At 59.6% G+C, this 15,916-nt stretch carries 14 protein-coding genes; 6 read left to right on the top strand and 8 right to left on the bottom strand.

Annotated elements, in window-relative coordinates; translation table 11 throughout:
• Nucleotides 1–64: 64 nt before the first annotated feature.
• Both J3R84_RS36000 and J3R84_RS35995 read left to right on the top strand, forming a co-directional pair.
• Nucleotides 65–1,078 (top strand): HAD family hydrolase, encoded by a 1,014-nt coding sequence (locus J3R84_RS36000; RefSeq protein ID WP_057216761.1) that lies wholly within the window; start codon nt 65–67, stop codon nt 1,076–1,078.
• Nucleotides 1,079–1,445: 367 nt separating this feature from the next.
• Nucleotides 1,446–3,647, top strand: a complete 2,202-nt coding sequence (locus J3R84_RS35995; RefSeq protein ID WP_082557400.1) for a tetratricopeptide repeat protein — start codon at nt 1,446–1,448, stop codon at nt 3,645–3,647.
• Between the two features lie 104 nt (nt 3,648–3,751).
• Here the strand turns inward: J3R84_RS35995 and J3R84_RS35990 are convergent, their stop codons facing one another.
• Nucleotides 3,752–4,201, bottom strand: a complete 450-nt coding sequence (locus tag J3R84_RS35990; protein ID WP_225906216.1) for a group III truncated hemoglobin — start codon at nt 4,199–4,201, stop codon at nt 3,752–3,754.
• 296 nt (nt 4,202–4,497) lie between these two features.
• Between J3R84_RS35990 and J3R84_RS35985 the strand changes: the two genes are divergently transcribed.
• Together J3R84_RS35985 and J3R84_RS35980 are read left to right on the top strand one after the other, a co-directional pair.
• Nucleotides 4,498–4,704 carry a hypothetical protein gene (locus tag J3R84_RS35985; RefSeq protein ID WP_128090348.1) on the top strand — a complete coding sequence of 69 codons (207 nt, stop codon included), beginning with the start codon at nt 4,498–4,500 and terminating at the stop codon, nt 4,702–4,704.
• Nucleotides 4,705–4,849: 145 nt separating this feature from the next.
• Nucleotides 4,850–5,179: a DUF6522 family protein gene (locus J3R84_RS35980; protein ID WP_203527448.1), complete on the top strand. Its 330-nt coding sequence runs from the start codon at nt 4,850–4,852 to the stop codon at nt 5,177–5,179.
• Nucleotides 5,180–5,220: 41 nt separating this feature from the next.
• Here J3R84_RS35980 and J3R84_RS35975 read toward each other — a convergent pair whose 3' ends face one another.
• The 7 genes from J3R84_RS35975 to J3R84_RS35945 are packed head-to-tail and all read right to left on the bottom strand — an operon-like array spanning nt 5,221 to nt 14,027.
• Nucleotides 5,221–6,225: an FAD:protein FMN transferase gene (locus J3R84_RS35975; protein WP_192433389.1), complete on the bottom strand. Its 1,005-nt coding sequence runs from the start codon at nt 6,223–6,225 to the stop codon at nt 5,221–5,223.
• Complete coding sequence (locus J3R84_RS35970; RefSeq protein WP_057216768.1) at nt 6,218–6,772, bottom strand: nitrous oxide reductase accessory protein NosL; 555 nt, start codon at nt 6,770–6,772, stop codon at nt 6,218–6,220. Before J3R84_RS35970 ends, J3R84_RS35975 begins: the two co-directional genes overlap by 8 nt.
• Nucleotides 6,769–7,596 (bottom strand): ABC transporter permease, encoded by an 828-nt coding sequence (locus J3R84_RS35965; RefSeq protein WP_057207023.1) that lies wholly within the window; start codon nt 7,594–7,596, stop codon nt 6,769–6,771. Before J3R84_RS35965 ends, J3R84_RS35970 begins: the two co-directional genes overlap by 4 nt.
• Nucleotides 7,593–8,504 (bottom strand): ABC transporter ATP-binding protein, encoded by a 912-nt coding sequence (locus J3R84_RS35960; RefSeq protein ID WP_025430422.1) that lies wholly within the window; start codon nt 8,502–8,504, stop codon nt 7,593–7,595. The genes J3R84_RS35965 and J3R84_RS35960 overlap by 4 nt, the downstream gene beginning before the upstream one ends.
• Nucleotides 8,501–9,871 (bottom strand): nitrous oxide reductase family maturation protein NosD, encoded by a 1,371-nt coding sequence (locus tag J3R84_RS35955; protein ID WP_203527450.1) that lies wholly within the window; start codon nt 9,869–9,871, stop codon nt 8,501–8,503. Before J3R84_RS35955 ends, J3R84_RS35960 begins: the two co-directional genes overlap by 4 nt.
• The gene (nosZ, locus tag J3R84_RS35950) at nt 9,871–11,790 is read right to left on the bottom strand and encodes a TAT-dependent nitrous-oxide reductase (protein ID WP_025430420.1); all 1,920 of its coding nucleotides are present in this window, start codon (nt 11,788–11,790) and stop codon (nt 9,871–9,873) included. Before nosZ ends, J3R84_RS35955 begins: the two co-directional genes overlap by 1 nt.
• Before the next feature lie 23 nt (nt 11,791–11,813).
• Nucleotides 11,814–14,027 (bottom strand): 4Fe-4S binding protein, encoded by a 2,214-nt coding sequence (locus tag J3R84_RS35945; RefSeq protein WP_373688508.1) that lies wholly within the window; start codon nt 14,025–14,027, stop codon nt 11,814–11,816.
• Between the two features lie 242 nt (nt 14,028–14,269).
• Here J3R84_RS35945 and J3R84_RS35940 point away from each other — a divergent pair, with 242 nt between their 5' ends.
• Entirely contained in the window at nt 14,270–15,130 is an 861-nt protein-coding gene (locus tag J3R84_RS35940; RefSeq protein ID WP_225906217.1) for a ferritin-like domain-containing protein, read from the top strand.
• 98 nt (nt 15,131–15,228) lie between these two features.
• Nucleotides 15,229–15,900 (top strand): DUF542 domain-containing protein, encoded by a 672-nt coding sequence (locus tag J3R84_RS35935; RefSeq protein WP_239637613.1) that lies wholly within the window; start codon nt 15,229–15,231, stop codon nt 15,898–15,900.
• Nucleotides 15,901–15,916 lie beyond the last annotated feature (16 nt).

Raw genomic sequence — 15,916 nt, 5'->3', positions numbered from 1 at the left:
CGTTCGGGGGCCGCCGTTTCTTTAACGGTCTGAGATTGCACACAGTTAGTCGACGGAGGCTCTGATGATTGCAACATGTATTTTCTTTAAATTCACCCGCACCGTGCTGCTCGGCATGGCAGCCTGCCTGTTTGTCACGACATCCGTGCTCGCCCAGACAGATCCATTGCCCTCGTGGAACAACACCGGGGCCAAGGCGGCCATCGTTGCCTTTGTGGACAGGGTAACCGCGGAAGATACGCCTGGTTATGTGCCCGAGGTCGAACGCATCGCGGTCTTTGACAATGACGGCACACTGTGGACCGAGCAGCCGATGTACGTGCAACTCGCCTTCGCACTTGATCGTGTCAAGACGGAAGCTGCCACCCACCCGGAATGGAAGGACACGCAGCCGTTCAAGGCCGTGCTCGACAACGATATGAAAGCCCTTGCCGCAACGGGAGAAAAGGGACTTGTGGAGTTGGTCCTGGCGACCCATAGCGGGATGACAACGGAGGAATTCCAGAAGATCGCCTCCGACTGGATCGCCACGGCGCGCCAACCGAGGTTCAATAAACCCTATACCGAGCTGGTCTATCAGCCAATGCTCGAACTGCTCGCCTATCTGCGTGAAAACGGCTTCAAGACGTTCATCGTCTCCGGTGGAGGCGTGGAGTTCATTCGCCCCTGGGCCGAGCAGGTCTACGGGGTCCCACCTGAGCAAGTCATCGGGTCGACCATCAAAACGCAGTTCGAGATGCGTGAGGGCGTGTCGACCTTGTTTCGCCTGCCACAGATCGACTTTATCGATGACAAGGCCGGCAAGCCTGTTGCGATCAACCAGTTTATTGGCCGCCGGCCGATCGCCGCCTTCGGAAATTCTGACGGCGACCTCGAAATGCTCCAATGGACCACGTTGGGCGGCACGACCACTCGCTTCGGCCTGATCGTCCATCATACCGATGCGGAGCGCGAATACGCATATGACCGCGACAGCCCGTTCGGCCGCCTCGACAAGGCACTGGATGCCGCGGCCGACAACAATTGGACGGTGGTCGACATGAAGGCAGACTGGAAGCAGATCTTTCCCGCGAAATGAAGCCGAGCGTTTCGCACGCGGCATCGCCGATATTTCCAATGGGGAGGAGAAATCACAATGAGGATCAATCGCATCGCGGGTTTGATAGGCTGTGTCGTCTCCCCCTTCCTCCCTTCTACTAGCCGGAAGCCTATTCCAGTAAACAGAAGAGCAATTGGTCCCGAGAAACGTGCCAAGCATCGCTGACCAAGGCTACCTCGGTTCGTTCCTTTGCCGATGCTTCGGCTGCGCCGCTCCGTGCGTCCTGATCATTTTTGGAGTAGTGGGAGGCGTGAGATTGAAGATTGCATTCTGTCTAGCGGCTGTTTCTCGGACGGCACTGCTGACTTGCGGATTATCGGTGTTCGCCGCCGCCGCTACGGCGGAAATGGCTGTGCCGCCTGCCGCGGACCCGCAGATCGAAATTCACGATAGCTTCGTAGATGAGAAGGCGTGTGCTTCCTGCCACGCTGGTCAAGCCGCCGCATTCGCGAAATCCCACCATGCAAAGGCGATGGCTCTTGCCAACGAGAAGACGGTGCTCGCCGATTTCAACAATACCCAGTTCGAATGGAACAGCGTCAAGGCAGTTTTTTCCCGCCGGGATGGCCGCTTCTTCGTTAGCACCGAAGGGCCTGACGGCAAACCGGCGGACTTCGAGGTGAAGTACACGTTTGCCTACGAGCCTCTGCAGCAGTACCTGGTCGATATTGGGGGTGGCAAGCTGCAGGCTCTCGACATCGCCTGGGACACGCAAAAGCAAAAATGGTTCTGGCTCGGCGAAGGCTCCTCGGCGAAACCTGGCTCGACGTTTCACTGGACAGGCCCGTTCTATCGATGGAACCGCACCTGCATCGACTGTCATTCCACCGATCCCCAGACCAACTTCCAGCCGCAGACGGACGAGTATCAATCATCCTATGTCGCGACCAGCATCGGCTGCCAGTCCTGCCACGGCGGCGGTGCAAAACATGTCGAATGGGCGAGAGCCAAGGTCGGGAATGCTCAAACGGCAGCAATTGCGGGCCTCGGCCTGTCGAAGGTCGATGCGAACACTTGCTTCGCCTGCCACGCGCGGCGCGCCCGGCTTGTCGATGGCTATCAGCCGGGAGGCTCCTTTCTCGACAATTTTTCCCCGGCGTTGCTGCGTAGCGATCTCTACTTTCCGGACGGACAGATTCTGGATGAGGTCTTCGAATACGGATCGTTCCAGCAGAGCAAGATGGCAAGAGCAGGTGTGACGTGTTTCGACTGCCACCGTCCGCATGAGGGCAGCGTCAAGGCCGTTGGAAACGCGCTATGCACCCAATGCCACACCCAGGATGCGCCAAAGCGCTTTGCCAGCACCGATCCGGGCGGCGCTTTCGACACTCCAGCCCATACGCATCATCCGGAAGGCTCCGCTGGCGCGCTCTGCGCCAACTGCCATATGCCCGAGCGGACATACATGAAGGTCGATCGTCGGCGTGACCATTCTTTCGTGATTCCGCGCCCAGACCTTTCCGACATGTACGGAACGCCGAACGCCTGTACGTCGTGCCACGACGGTAGGTCGAACAAGTGGGCATCGGAGACCCTGGATACTTGGTTTGGTGCAGGCTGGCGCAAGCGCCCGACGATCGCACATGCGTTCGCCGCCGCGGCGAAAAACGACGCTGCCTCGATCGAGGCCTTGCGGGCATTCGTCGGGGACGAAAAACAAGCTGGAATAGTCACAGGAAGCGCCATTGCCGAGATGAGCAGGCTCGCTGGAGCTGACGTCGCCGCAGACGTGAAGGCGGCGGCGGAGAGCCCCGATCCGCTGGTGCGTCTGGGGGCAGCCGAGGCTGCTGCCAACCTGCCGCGGGAGTATCGGCTTGATGCCATCGGCGGACTTGTCAGCGACGACGTACGCGCAGTGCGGGTGGCTGCTGCCAGGGCACTAGGAAGCACGCAGTCGCTGGACTTGCTCGGTGATCGACGTCGTGATTTCGACCGTGCGGTGGCCGATTTGAAAACGTATGTTCAAGCGAACGCGCACGTTGCCGAGACACAAAGCAGTTATGGAACGTTTCTGCTTGAACAAGGACGTCCAGAGGAAGCGGAGAAGGCGCTCCGTCAGGCGATCCATCTCGATCCAACCCTTGCGGGCGCGCGCATCAACCTCGCCGAACTCTACCGCGCAACAGGGGAGGGCGAGAAATCCGAACAGACCTACGCTGAAGCCGTGGCAACCGATCCGGATCGAGCCGACCTTCGCTACGGGCATGGCTTGTCGCTTGTGCGTCAGAAGGCAATGGAGGAGGCGACAGAAGAACTGAACGCGGCCGTTCGCCTGGATCCCGTCAATTCCAGATACAGGACGACAGCGGCGATTGCCCTGGATTCAGTCGGGCGAACGGAGCAGGCGTTTGCGCTCTTCGATGCTGCTGCCTTAAGCGGAGCAACGGACGCCAGTCTGCTCGGCACGGCAATTCAGATCGGTCTCAAACTCCGCCGTTATGCCGATACGCTCCAATTTGCACAGGCCTTGGCCCGTCTGCAGCCGGACAATTTACAGATTGCAGAACTCATCAGGCAATTAAAGGATGCAGTTGAGCATGGTCGATAAACTCTGAGTTTGCATTCGTGGCGGTCGGATCGTGCGCTAGCCTTCTTACGACGTGACGGGATGCCGGCCAGGCTTGGATTGGTCGCGGATTGGCAGCTTGCTCTCTAAACCTGCCCGGTGGTGTGGGCTAGCGGCAGCTTGATGGCATGCGGTCCGATGTTCAGGCCAATCTGCAGGCTGTCGGCGATGCGCCTCGCTCGGTCGAGAAAGAAGGCAGCGGCCTCGCCCTTGCAATGTTTGCCGACAGTCCCTTCGAAAATTTCCAGCCAGTGATTGAAATGCTCGGGAACAAGATCGAGACCCTGGTGGGCGACATGGGGCTTCCCGCCATAGTGTCCCGTTTTCAGGGCTATCGACGACCAGAAGTCGACCAGCGTTGAAAGGTGCAGATCCCAATGTTCGCCAATGCGGGCGTTGAAGATCGGCCCGAGCATGGGATCGTGGCGGATGCGGCCGTAGAAGTCGTGAACGACCGCCCTTATCAGTTCTTCGGACATGCTGGCTGGAAGCAGTGTCGCACACATGGTCTTCACCGATGCTTTGTGGTTCACCATTCCCTACAGCGCCGCGCGTCTTATTAGGCGCGCAAAGGTCGTTGTAGCACTTTGAATGGCTGCATGTTTTATCCTTAAATCGAATAGGATTTAAGGAAACATGCAGTAGGCCACGAGGTCGGCGCTGTAAATCCGCGGCCATGCGGCATGGTGTCGTCCTGACATAGGCCGTTCGGGTGGTCGAACGATGATCGCTTGCGTCAGCGCAAAGAGGCTCCACCGCTTTGCGCCTACCAAGGACGTGGACGAGCTCGCGTGGAGAAACCGTCTTCACGGACTAGGCGGAGATGCAGGACATGATCGAGTTTGGGATGAGGGATGAGACATTGTGCGATTGCACGATCGAGGTCGCCGAGTGGTTCGCCTGCATGCCGGGGTATAATGCTGAGGCCGGGCAGTTACTCGATCTTCTGGCGCACCGCCTCGAGAGAATACGCGACCGCTCGGAACGGGCGAGAACCATGCCGGACGCGCGCCTGTCGACCTCGACGACACTCGTTTGAGGGTGGCCATTGAGATCATCGCTAGATGCTGTTTGCATACCAGAACGTCTCGACACGCCGTCAATGTCGGGCCCCGGCTTGAGATATTTGCGAATGGCGCTCTATCCTTCATGACGAAAACCTGGTCCTCAGAGAGATCCGTTCAATGCTGACATTGACCAATAGGCGGGTTATCCGCGTCGAACGCGACCCCGAGGGCGATTTTTCCGTGCCGGCGCCAACGATGTCATCGGCACTCCGCCTGCCCCCGGCGGAGTTGAAAAACCGCCTGAGCCGAGGCGAGGTCAAGAGCCAGGTCGAGGTCGGTCAGGGCGAGCACGTTGGAACGTTCAGGCTAACGCTGCGATGTGGCGGTCGCTGCTGGACTGCGACGGTGTTTGCGGACGGAACGGTCATCGACGAAGTCTTTTCGTTTGATCGCGAGCGCTTGGCGAACTGGCGCCGGCGTCACCTGGACGCAAGCCAGCGTCGCTGACAGGCGCCAGGTTTGTCTTGGCATCGGGTGCGTCGGCCTCGTTACGCGCCGAGACCAAAGCGCCTCCGAGTGCCTGCCCGGCTCAAAAGATCCGCGCCAAGATCGGTCCGGGTATCGATCAGGGCCTTTATCTCTTGCGGCTCCATGAGGCTGAAGGCTGTCGACAGCGCATCCGCTGTGACCGCGTCATCGGCGACAACGCTCACGCGCCGATAAGACTGCATCGTCAAGCCGGTGCGGGGATCGAGAATATGCGACAGCCGTCCCGCCTCATCAAAACTGAAGCCTGCAATGCCAGACGTCGCGACCGCCCTGTCGACGAGCGGTAAAACGATGTCTGAGGCAGCGTCCACGTCGCTTGCCGCCAGCCCAACCTGCCATGGGCTGCCATCTGCGCGGGCCCCGATCGTCCGGCTTTCCCCCATATGGACCAGGCTGCTCGCCACGCCGTTTTGACGAAGCAGATCGACGATGCGATCGGTAATGTAGCCCTGTGCTATGCCGTTCAGAGTCAGAGCCATGTCAGGCATTGCAAACGCGATCCGGTCGCCATTGAACCGGACACGGGTGAGGTCGACGTAAGCCAGTGCCTGTCGGATTGCGCGTGCCGACGGACCGCGCTGATCGGAGGACGGTTTGGCGAAATGATCGGCATAGAGCGTCCAGAGCGGTTGAACCGTCGGATCGAATGTGCCGCCGGTCATTTTGTGAAAGGACGCGCAGATTTCAAGAAGATGTACCAGTTCCGCCGGCGGGGCGACGAGCGCGCCCATCCTGTTCAAGACCGAAAGGGCTGAATCACTGCGGTAGAGGCTGAATATCGCCTCCAGACGGTCAATTTCGACCACGACTCTGTCCAGCAGTCGGCGTGCCACTGCTTCGTCTTCATGATTAAGGATCAGTGTTGCCGATGCCCCAAGCGCCTGGCCACTCCACGTGACCGGACGCAGGGCCGCTCTGGCTGCGCCGGGTAATGGCAGCAGAGGCAGGCCTATGGTCGCCCCGATGATAGCGATTGCACGCCGCCGCCCGATAATCCTAGTCATGACTAGCCTCCGTCGGTTCGGAAAATGATGTCAACGCAGGCGATGCCCCATCTGCTCCCAGCACATAGTCTTGCGGTATGTTGCCAAAGCCGACGATTTGGCCGCCATGCCTTTCGGTGAAGCTGAGCGCATCTTGCCTTGAGGAGAAGGGAACGGCCTCGGCTGCCCCCATGCCGCCACGCAATCTGCTGCCGACGACATAAAAGGCGCTTTTGGCGTCGATCCAGTTGTCCGCTCCGGGCTTCTCCCAGGTCGGCGCCTTGCCCATGTCAGACACGTAGATAGCGGCGATCTCCTTTGGTTCTTCTGGCAGCAAGGTGAAGGCGACTGTGTCGCGGGCCGACGAAAACCAGATCGGTTCGGGTATCTGCTTGAGGATGACCTGACCCTTGGGGCCGGGATGTTCGAGCACGTTCATGCCGCAATAGCGCCCCATGGCGTCGTCGGTCAGTGAATATGGAAGAGGCGGGCTGTCTGCTTCTTCGGCGGCACATCCAACCAGCACGAAGGCACTCATCGCCACGGCGACGAGGTTGCGCGTTTTCATAGCTCTCTCCTTGAGAATATCGCAGTGGCTACCGCAAGCGGCGCAAATGTCCATGACACCAGCGCCAGGATGAGCCCGGTCTTGCCGAGTGCCGATTGCTCGGCCACGCCACCCATCCCCGACAGCGACGCTGCGTCGCCCGAGCCCAGATTGAGCAGTCGATAGGCGTCGGTCGGATTGAGCAGCAGCAAGGTATCGAGCAGGCCCGCCGGCAGTGCCTGGCCTTGCCCTGCCACAAGCGCCCCGAGCAGGGCCATGTCATAGATCAGAACGAAAAACAGCCACACCGCGATTGCGATGCCGCCAGCAGTGCTGCGTTCGCTGGCAACGGTGCTTGCGAGGTAGCCGATCGCGATGAAGACCGCGCCCAACAGGACGGACGAGCCGATCATGGAGGCGAAAGCAAGCCAGCTTGAGCGCGCTATGTTGCCATCGACGACTGCAAGTGCAACGGCGGCAGCGCCATAGCCGCAAAGCGTTGCAAACAGCAGGATCGTCAGGTGACCTGTAAACTTCCCAATGAGAATCTGCCTGCGGCCGATGGGATAACTGAGCAACAACAACATCGTGCCACGCTCGGTTTCGCCGACGATCGCATCGTGCGAGAGCAGGAGCGCGATGAGCGGAACAAGAAAAATGGTCAGGCTCGAGAGGCTGACGACGACAATATCAAGCCGGCTGGCACCGACATTGCCTGTCGGCACACTACCGAGGAACGACAAGGTGAGCGCCAGAGCCGCCAGCAGAAGGGTCGTCGCCACGACCCAGCGGTTGCGCATGCCCTCCTGGATCTCCTTGCGCGCAATGATCATGATGTTGTTCATCGGCTATCCTTTTGACCCTGAAGGAAGTGTGCGTAGAGTTCGTCGAGGGTCGGCTCCAGGACGACGAGGTTTGCAATCCCCAATGCGGCGGCGCTCAAACGGTGCAGGACGGCGAGCTTGTCCTCCTGCCTGACCTCTATTTCGAGATCGCCGTCGTGGTGTTTGACGACCTGGCCCGCGATTTCCTCCTCAAGCGACTTTCCAGCCTTGGTGGTCACGCGAATGCGGGTTGGCAGCCTTGCAAGCTTGCGAAGATCATCGAGGGTGCCGTCTGCGATCTTGTTGCCACCGTTGACGATGATGACGCGATCGGCACGTCCCTCGAGTTCCGTCAGCGCGTGCGACGAAAGCAGGATCGTCGTTCCCTTGGCGCGCAAGGCCTCGATGAGTTCGTAAAAATTGTGCCTCAGCGCCGGGTCAAGCCCGCTCGTGGGTTCGTCGAGAAGCAGGACATGTGGGTCGCCAAGCAGAGCCTGGGCCAAGCCGAGACGCTGGCGCATCCCCTTCGAATAGGTTCGCACCGGCCGGTCAACTGCCGCCCTGGAAAGGCCGACGCGATCGAAAAGTTCGGTCGCAGTGGTCGTGTCAGCGCGCTTCAGGCGGGCATAAAAGGCAAGCGTTTCCCGACCGGTCAGGGCGAGGTGAAAGGACACGCTCTCAGGCAGATAGCCAAGTCTTGCGCGAACGCCGAAATCGCCTGAGGCCGGGTCTTCGCCAAGGACGCTGACCCGGCCCGTCGTCGGTCGGATAAGGCCGAGCATCAGTTTGATCAAGGTTGTCTTGCCAGCGCCGTTATGGCCGACAAGGGCGATAGTTTCACCGGCACCCAGCTCAAACGAGACGTCTCGAAGAGCCTCCGTCTTGCCATAGTTCTTGCCTGCATTGGTGACGCTCACCGTAGGTGTCATGGTTGCTGGTCCTCGTCGTCCGGACGCATCATCAGGGGATGGCTGTCGATTACGCCGCCCGGCAACAGCGCCGGAAAGCGCGACTGGGCAAAGCGAATGACTTGAACGGCTGGGCTTGTGATCAGAACCTTGGCCTGCGGTGCGGTCCAAAGTACCCGGTCGATCAGGTCGTTCGGCCGGTAGGGATTGTCGCCGACCCCGTCACCGTTGAGATCGAAGGCCGGATTGTCGCTCCAGTAATTGCCGCGGCCATTTTCGGACCAGTCGAGATACCGGGCGCCGACATATTTGACCTGGTTTCGATTGTTGATGAAGGCATTGTCGGACAGTGCATTGCCCTCCGAGCCCGCCGTGAAGTGAATGCCGATCGAGCAACCCTCAAAGACATTGCCGCGGAAGCGGTTCTTGTTGGCGTTGTAGATGAAGACGCATTTTTCCGGCCCCAATCGGACGGTCGTCCCCTCGGCAAACGTGTCTTGCGCGGCGGGCAGCCCGTGTTCGGGTTTTTCCTTGGCGCCACCGCTCGCCAGCCACCGGTCGGAATTCTGAAGCCGCCCGCGTACGACGTTTCCGGTGATCTTGGAGCTGTTGGCGTAGTTGAGGAGCAGGCCGTGATCGCGATCGCCGTCCGAGACATTTCCGATGATCTTCAGGCGGCTTGAAAACATGATGGCGTAGCCGACAGAATTGCCGGTGGAGATGTTGCCGCTGATCTCGCTGTCGTTGGTGTACATGTAGTGGATGGCAAAGCGCAGGTTCTCAAACCTGTTCCCGTTGAACACGTTGCGTTTGCTGGCGTTGGTCGCGATCCCATCGCGTCCGAAGCTGATAGTGTTGTCGATGACACGTGCCCCGGGAGCGTTCCAGACCGTGACGCCGTTGCCGGTTTCGCTGAAGCGCCTGTCCTTCGTCCCGACAATGCGATTGCCGCGCGCCAGGGATCGGGCGGCGCCATGCAGGTAGATGCCATAGAGATTGCCGATGATCTCGTTGTCTTCAACGGATGCACCTTTTGCCGTCGCGGCAACGAAAACACCGGAGTCCATGGTTTCAAGGTTGCTGCCCGAACCCTCGATCCGAAGCCCGCGCAGGATCGTGTCAGCGGCGTTGATGGTGACGACGCTGCCCTTGCCACTACCGAGAATGGTCGCGCCAGGCTCGCCGATCAGCGAGATCGCGCTGTCGATCGTAACTGGCCCCAGAAAGCGCGCCGGTGGCAATATGAGCGTGTCGCCGGGCGTTGCGGCTTCGATGACATCTTGCAGCCTGGCATCAGCGTCGACACGGATCGTCGCAGCGCAAGCGGTGCCGATGGCGGCGCAGAGCGCCGCCATCGAAACACCGAGCATGAGAGTGCGCGCGTGCATCAGGCCTTCTTCGGCTCGACGAGCATGCGGCCCTTCATTTCCATGTGCATCGCATGGCAGAACCAGGAGCAGTAATACCACCACACGCCGGGCTTATCGGCGCGGAATGTGACGGAGGCTGTCGCCTGGGGCGCCACTTCCATGTTGATGCCATAGTTGATGATCGAGAAGCCGTGCGTCAGATCCTCCACCTCATCGATGTTGGTGATGTAGACGGTCACTTCGTCGCCCTGCTTGACCGTGAAGCTTTCGAGGCCAAAGGCCGGTGCGGCCGAAGTCATGTAGACACGCACTTTGTCGCCATCCCGAATGACTTCGGAATCAATCAAAAGATCGATACCGTCCTTCTTTGCCTGAGCCACGGCATCGGCAAAGAAGACATCGTCCCGGCTCCAGACGCTCACCGGATTGATCTTGGAATTGTGGACGATCGTCGCGTCATGCGGCTCGGCGAAGGTCGGATTATCGTGCACCAGAACCATCTGGTCGCCCGAAATGTCGATCAGCTGATCGTTTTCCGGCTTCAACGGACCGACGTTCAAATAGCGGTCCTTGGAGAACTTGTTCAGCGAGATCAGCCATTTGCCATCGGCGTCTTTTGTCTGTCCCATGGACGTGTGGTTGTGTCCGGGCTGGTAGTGGACATCAAGCTTCTGGCGGATCGGGTCTACCTTTTCGCCGGCAAAGGCTCGTTTGGCGTCGTCGATGTTCCACTTGCAGATCTGGCTGTCGATGAACAGCGTGGTATAGGCATTGCCCTTGCCGTCATAGGCCGTGTGCAGCGGCCCGAGACCAAGCTCCGGCTCGGCAACAACGGTGTCCCTCGGCTTGATCTTGTCGGCGAAAAGGTCGTCGAATTTGCGCACATCCATGACCGTAACAGTGGGCGAGAGCTTGCCGTTGGCGACGATGTGAATACCGTCAGGCGCAGTGTTCATTCCATGCGGTCCGTTCGATACGGGGATGTAGCGCGTATAGGGTGAGCCGTGGCGACCATCGAGGACGGGGACGCCGCCCATCTCCTTGAATTCGCCCTTTGCGACGGCCTCCTCGATCCGCTTGAGGTCAAAGACAACCACCCAATCCTGGTCCTTGGCCATCATCTCCGCAAGATTGACGCCCTCTTCGGAATTGTAGCAGGTGGCGAAGGCATATTTGCCCTGGTAGTCGGCATCGACATTGTCGAGGTTGCCGTCGATCATGACCTGCCAGGCGACCTTCATGGTCTCGCCGTCCACGGCGGTGAATATGGCGTGATACTGCTTGTGATCGTCGAGAACCGAGCCGTCGTTCGGCACTGGTACACGGTCCTCACCGTTGCAGAAGACATAGCCCGTCTTGGGATATTTCTGTACGCGCAGACCGTGAACCGTATGCTGGTTCGGCAATTGGATGATCTTGTCGCAGCGCATCACGTCGAGGCGAATGCGGCAGACGCGGGTATTTGCCTTGTCGTTGGCAAACAGGTAGCGCCCGTCATAGGTTCCCTCCGTGAATGAGGGGTGCGGATGATGCAGGTCGCCATTGAGATAGATGCCGCCCTTGTCTTCCAGATATGCTTTCGTTTCGGGCAAAAGTCCTTCGGTGAGCACCTTGCGGCTTTCATTGGTCTGGCCCCAGCCGGTGGCGCTGTCGCGATTGAAGACCGGGATACGCATCAGCTCGCGCATGGATGGCAATCCGAGAATGCGCAGTTCGCCGCTGTGTCCGCCGGAGAAGAAGACATAGTATTCATCGAGCTCGCCTGGCTTTACCTCGAAGGGCAAGCCGCCTGTGCCTTGAGCGAATGCCGGTGATGCGGTTGTGCCGGACAGGGCAAGCGCCCCACCAACACCTGCCGCCCCGGCGACGGCCGCCGCGGCTGTCGTGCCGAGAAGCTGACGTCGATTGAGGCGCACTGCTTTGTCTTCTGTTGCCATTTCGATTTCTCCTTGTGTGGATTTCAGATGGGTGTGGCTGGCGGCGGCTCGTCGCGCACGATCGGTTTTCCCTTGTGCGTAACCGCCGTCCTGCTTGGCGCTTCGCCTCGCGATGTGGGGGTCGAAAGGGCCTGAAACTTTTCTCTCTTGAGCCGGACCTGGATCATGTGCGGACAGCGCGTATCGTCCTGGTAGAGTTCCTGGCAGTGCATGCAGTAGATGCACTCGTTGACATTGATCTGCCCTTCAGGGTGGATCGACTGAACCGGACATTCCTTGGCACAGCGCTGGCAGGGCGAGCCGCATTCGGGCCAACGCTTTAGCCATTCGAACATGCGGATGCGTCCTGGAATGGCGAGGGCTGCCCCCAGCGGGCAAAGGTAACGGCAGTAGAAGCGCTCGATAAAAAGACCGGCCGCCAACAGCGTCAGTGCAAAGACGACGAAGGGCCATTCACGGGCGAACTTAAGGACGATCGCGGTCTTGAAGGGCTCGACTTCGGCAAAGACTTCGGCGAGCGCCAGTGAATAGAAGGACAGACCGAAAAGGCCGAGAAAAACGATGTACTTGATCGGCCAGAGACGCTCGTGAAGGCCCCAACGAACCTTGATCTGCGGTACCTTGAGCCACTTCGCGATGTCGTTGGTCAGTTCCTGAAGGGCGCCGAAGGGGCACAGCCAGCCGCAAAACGGACCACGCCCCCAAAATAGAAGTCCTGCCGCCACGGCGGCCCACAGCAAAAAGATGAGGGGTGCCGACAGGAAGAACTCCCAGCGGAAACCGGTGATCAAGGCGTTTGTGAACGTCAGGACATTGACCACTGAAAGCTGCGCATTGGCGTACCAGCCGAGCCAGACAAGTGCATAGACAAGGAAACCGCGGCGGATCCAGGCAAACAGAATGGGGCGTCGGACGAGCCAGTCCTGGAAGAAGAAGATCGCAGTCAGAAACACAAGTGCCGTTGCGGTGAGGGCGACCGAGACACGGTTCATCTGCCAGATGCTGACCCACAGTGGTTGGCCGTCTGCTTCCTCGCCAACAATTGGCGCTGTGCCGTCAGAAGGGCTGACCTCGAGCGGGTGCGTGTCGGCAACCAGATACTTCTGTGGCAGGGCATAGCCGAGGTTGAAAGGCAATGTCGCCTTGTCTCGCCCACCGGCGCTTCGCTGCACCAGAAGTTGTACCTCCCATGGTGCCGTGACATCGAAGGCGAAGTCGGGCGACACGACAAAAAGGGCGATCTCGCGAAGATGAGGCGCACCTTGCGCTGCAAGCGATGTCAGGCGCGTGTGGTCGCGGTCGCGAAACCGCATGCCCTGGCCGTCCTGGAGCAATTCAATCCGATCGAAGATGCCGCCGCGCACATAGCCCGAACCCTTGAAGGAGTAGGCTCCATCGCCCGCGACGAGCAATGCGCTCTGACCGGGTTTAAGGCGTTTGACAAGGCGACCGTAGCCTTCCTCACCGAGCAGGCTTTTGCCGATGGCCGGAACGCTCACGGGCGCTGTGTAAAGGTCGATGAAGCGGTCGTTGGGCGTTACCGTTTCCGGCCGTTCTGCCGCTGTCGTTTGATTGGCCTGGCGAAATGCATCCGACACTTCGCCGACCGTCATTCTAAGGCTGCGGATCGAGCCGTCGCCGAGCAGGCTCTGCCAGTCGGCCGTCTCGTTCATTGCCGGATCGAGCTTGCGGACGGGAGGCGCAGGCTCTTGGGCGACGCTCGCCTTGGTACCAAGGCGATTGCTGCGGATCAGGCGAACGGCCGAACGAACAACACTGTCGCCCATGACCAGAACCGTGACGGTCGCGCCGCTGACGATATCGACCTGTGGCGGTCGCTCCTGTCCCCTCGCAACGCGACCGAGGTCGCGGCCGATGATGGCGTTCAAGGCGGCGACGACCTTGCGTTCCGGAATGCCGATCAGGACGATCGGTTCCTTGTGATCGACAAGTTTGATCCCCTTGACGATGCCGTTTGGATCGATGCCGACGGCGATGTGAATGGGCTTGCCGGAGTAGCCTATAGCGCTGGTGAAATCCGAGTTGAGATAGGCATAGCCGAGCAGTTCGGTACCCCGAAACACCGGCGCGATCGGTGGTTCGCCGACAGTGGCGCCGAAGCGATCTGCACCCGCAAAGAGCTCGGCGGGCACTATCTTTGAAAGATAGTCATCGAGCCCGCCGGCGGCATAGGAGCCGTGTGCTCCAAGCAAAACAAGGAGCGTCGCGAGCATCATGCAGAGCAAGCGGAGACGGTGGCGGTTTTTGTTGTTGTTGCGCATTTCTTGTCGTTCCGTCCCGACAGACTGGCTGCTCGGTTTGGCGGGCATCCTTGTTTCCGGCGAATTGACCGGCAACCTACGCAAAGTCCGATCACCTTCTTTGCGCTGCAACAAACGGAGGTGCGTTTGTTCCTGTAAAACAGTCGCATAGCGCAAGCGAAGGAGCCGTCATGCCGACACTCAGGATCGATCCGCCGTTGGTCGCAACGCTTGGGGAACTTCTTGAACTTGCCGTCAGGCTTGAGCGCGAAGCCATCGACGGCTACGTCATGCTCGCAAAACGCATGCGCCGCGAAAATCGAGCCGATCTAGCGGATCTGTTCGAAGGGCTTGCAGCTGATGAGCGCGGACATCTCGATATGGTTTCCGCTTGGATTGAAGAGGCGAACCCACCTGTAGGTCCGGCACGGATTTTCGCCGCGACAGACAATGCAGGTATGTTTGACGATGGGGATGCGCTTATCGTGGCCCCGGAACTGCTCAACGCCTACAGGGCTTTTTCAGTCGCCGTGCGCAACGAGGAGCAGGCGTTCATGCTTTGGAGCTATGTGGCGGCGGATGCGGCTTCCACCGAAATCAGACAGGCAGCAGAACGCATGGCGCTGGAGGAACTCGGCCATGTCCGCATCCTGCGCAAAGCCAGGCGAACAGCGTTTCACGACCTGCGGAGCCATCGATTAATCGTTGCTGACGACCTGGCGGCGGTTGAAACGCAGCTTGCCGATTGGCTGGAAATGAACGCAGGCGATGCAAGGGCAGAGGGCACCGCGTCATGGTCGTCCCTTTCAACTGATGCCCGGCAAAGAGCCCGCCAGATGATCGATGTTCCCTTCGCCGCCCCCTTGGGTTTAGCGCCACTGCCTGAGGGGGGCACGATTTCGGCGATGGTGCTCTGCGAGTTCCTGCTTGAGCGTTATCTCGACCTGTCCGAGCGTGAGGGCGACGATGGTCTGCGGCAACGCGCGCAGACCTTTGCAGCAGCCACGATCGATTGTTTGCAGGCCCTCCGTGGCAGAGCGAAGAAGAATGCGGCAACGCTTGCGACCTCGCCACAATGAACTTGCGTTTCGACAAAGAACGATCGGCCGAACTACCGCAACGTCTCTCCTGACATAACCTTCCGGGCATTGAGGAGAGCACATTGACGGAATTGAACTTGAACTTGGACGCCACCGTCGGGACGATTGCATGCGAACTTCCGGGTGCAGCCGAACTCTTCAGACAGCTTGGAATCGGTTTTTGCTGCGATGGCGATGTCTCGCTTGGTGATGCGGCGGCCGATGCCGGAGTTGTGGCGAGCGACCTGCTTGACCGCCTTCGGGCACTCGAGCAAGCCGCAAGGCGCGATGCGCCGGACGGCACCAACGAGCTTATCGCTCATATTCTGGAGCGATATCACCAGACACACCGAAACGACCTCGAATGGCTGATCCCGCTTGCGCAGAAAGTGGAACACGTTCACGCCGCCCATAGCAGCGCGCCGATGGGCCTTGCGAAGGCGCTTGTCGACCTTCAAGACCAACTGATCCCCCACATGGCCCGCGAGGAACTCGCCCTCTTTCCGATGATGCGCCACGAGCCGGACCCCGATATCGAGCACTTGATAGGCAGAATGCGAGACGATCATGCGTGCGAAGGCCAAAGCCTAGCCACCATCGAGCATCTCACCCACGGGTTTGCACTTCCAGACGGCGCCTGCCGATCCTGGACGGCTCTTTACGTCGGTCTTCAAAAGTTTTCCGAGGACTTGGTCACGCATATGCATCTGGAAAACAAGATTTTGTTTCCGCGCTTTTCCAGCGTTGAGGACGTAGCGTCTCCGTCATGACATCTTCCATCGGTGG

This window comes from Ensifer canadensis (assembly GCF_017488845.2).
Classification (GTDB): domain Bacteria; phylum Pseudomonadota; class Alphaproteobacteria; order Rhizobiales; family Rhizobiaceae; genus Ensifer; species Ensifer canadensis.
The sequence above is the reverse complement of the archived record's forward strand: the minus strand, read 5'-3'. Positions and strand labels throughout refer to the sequence as shown.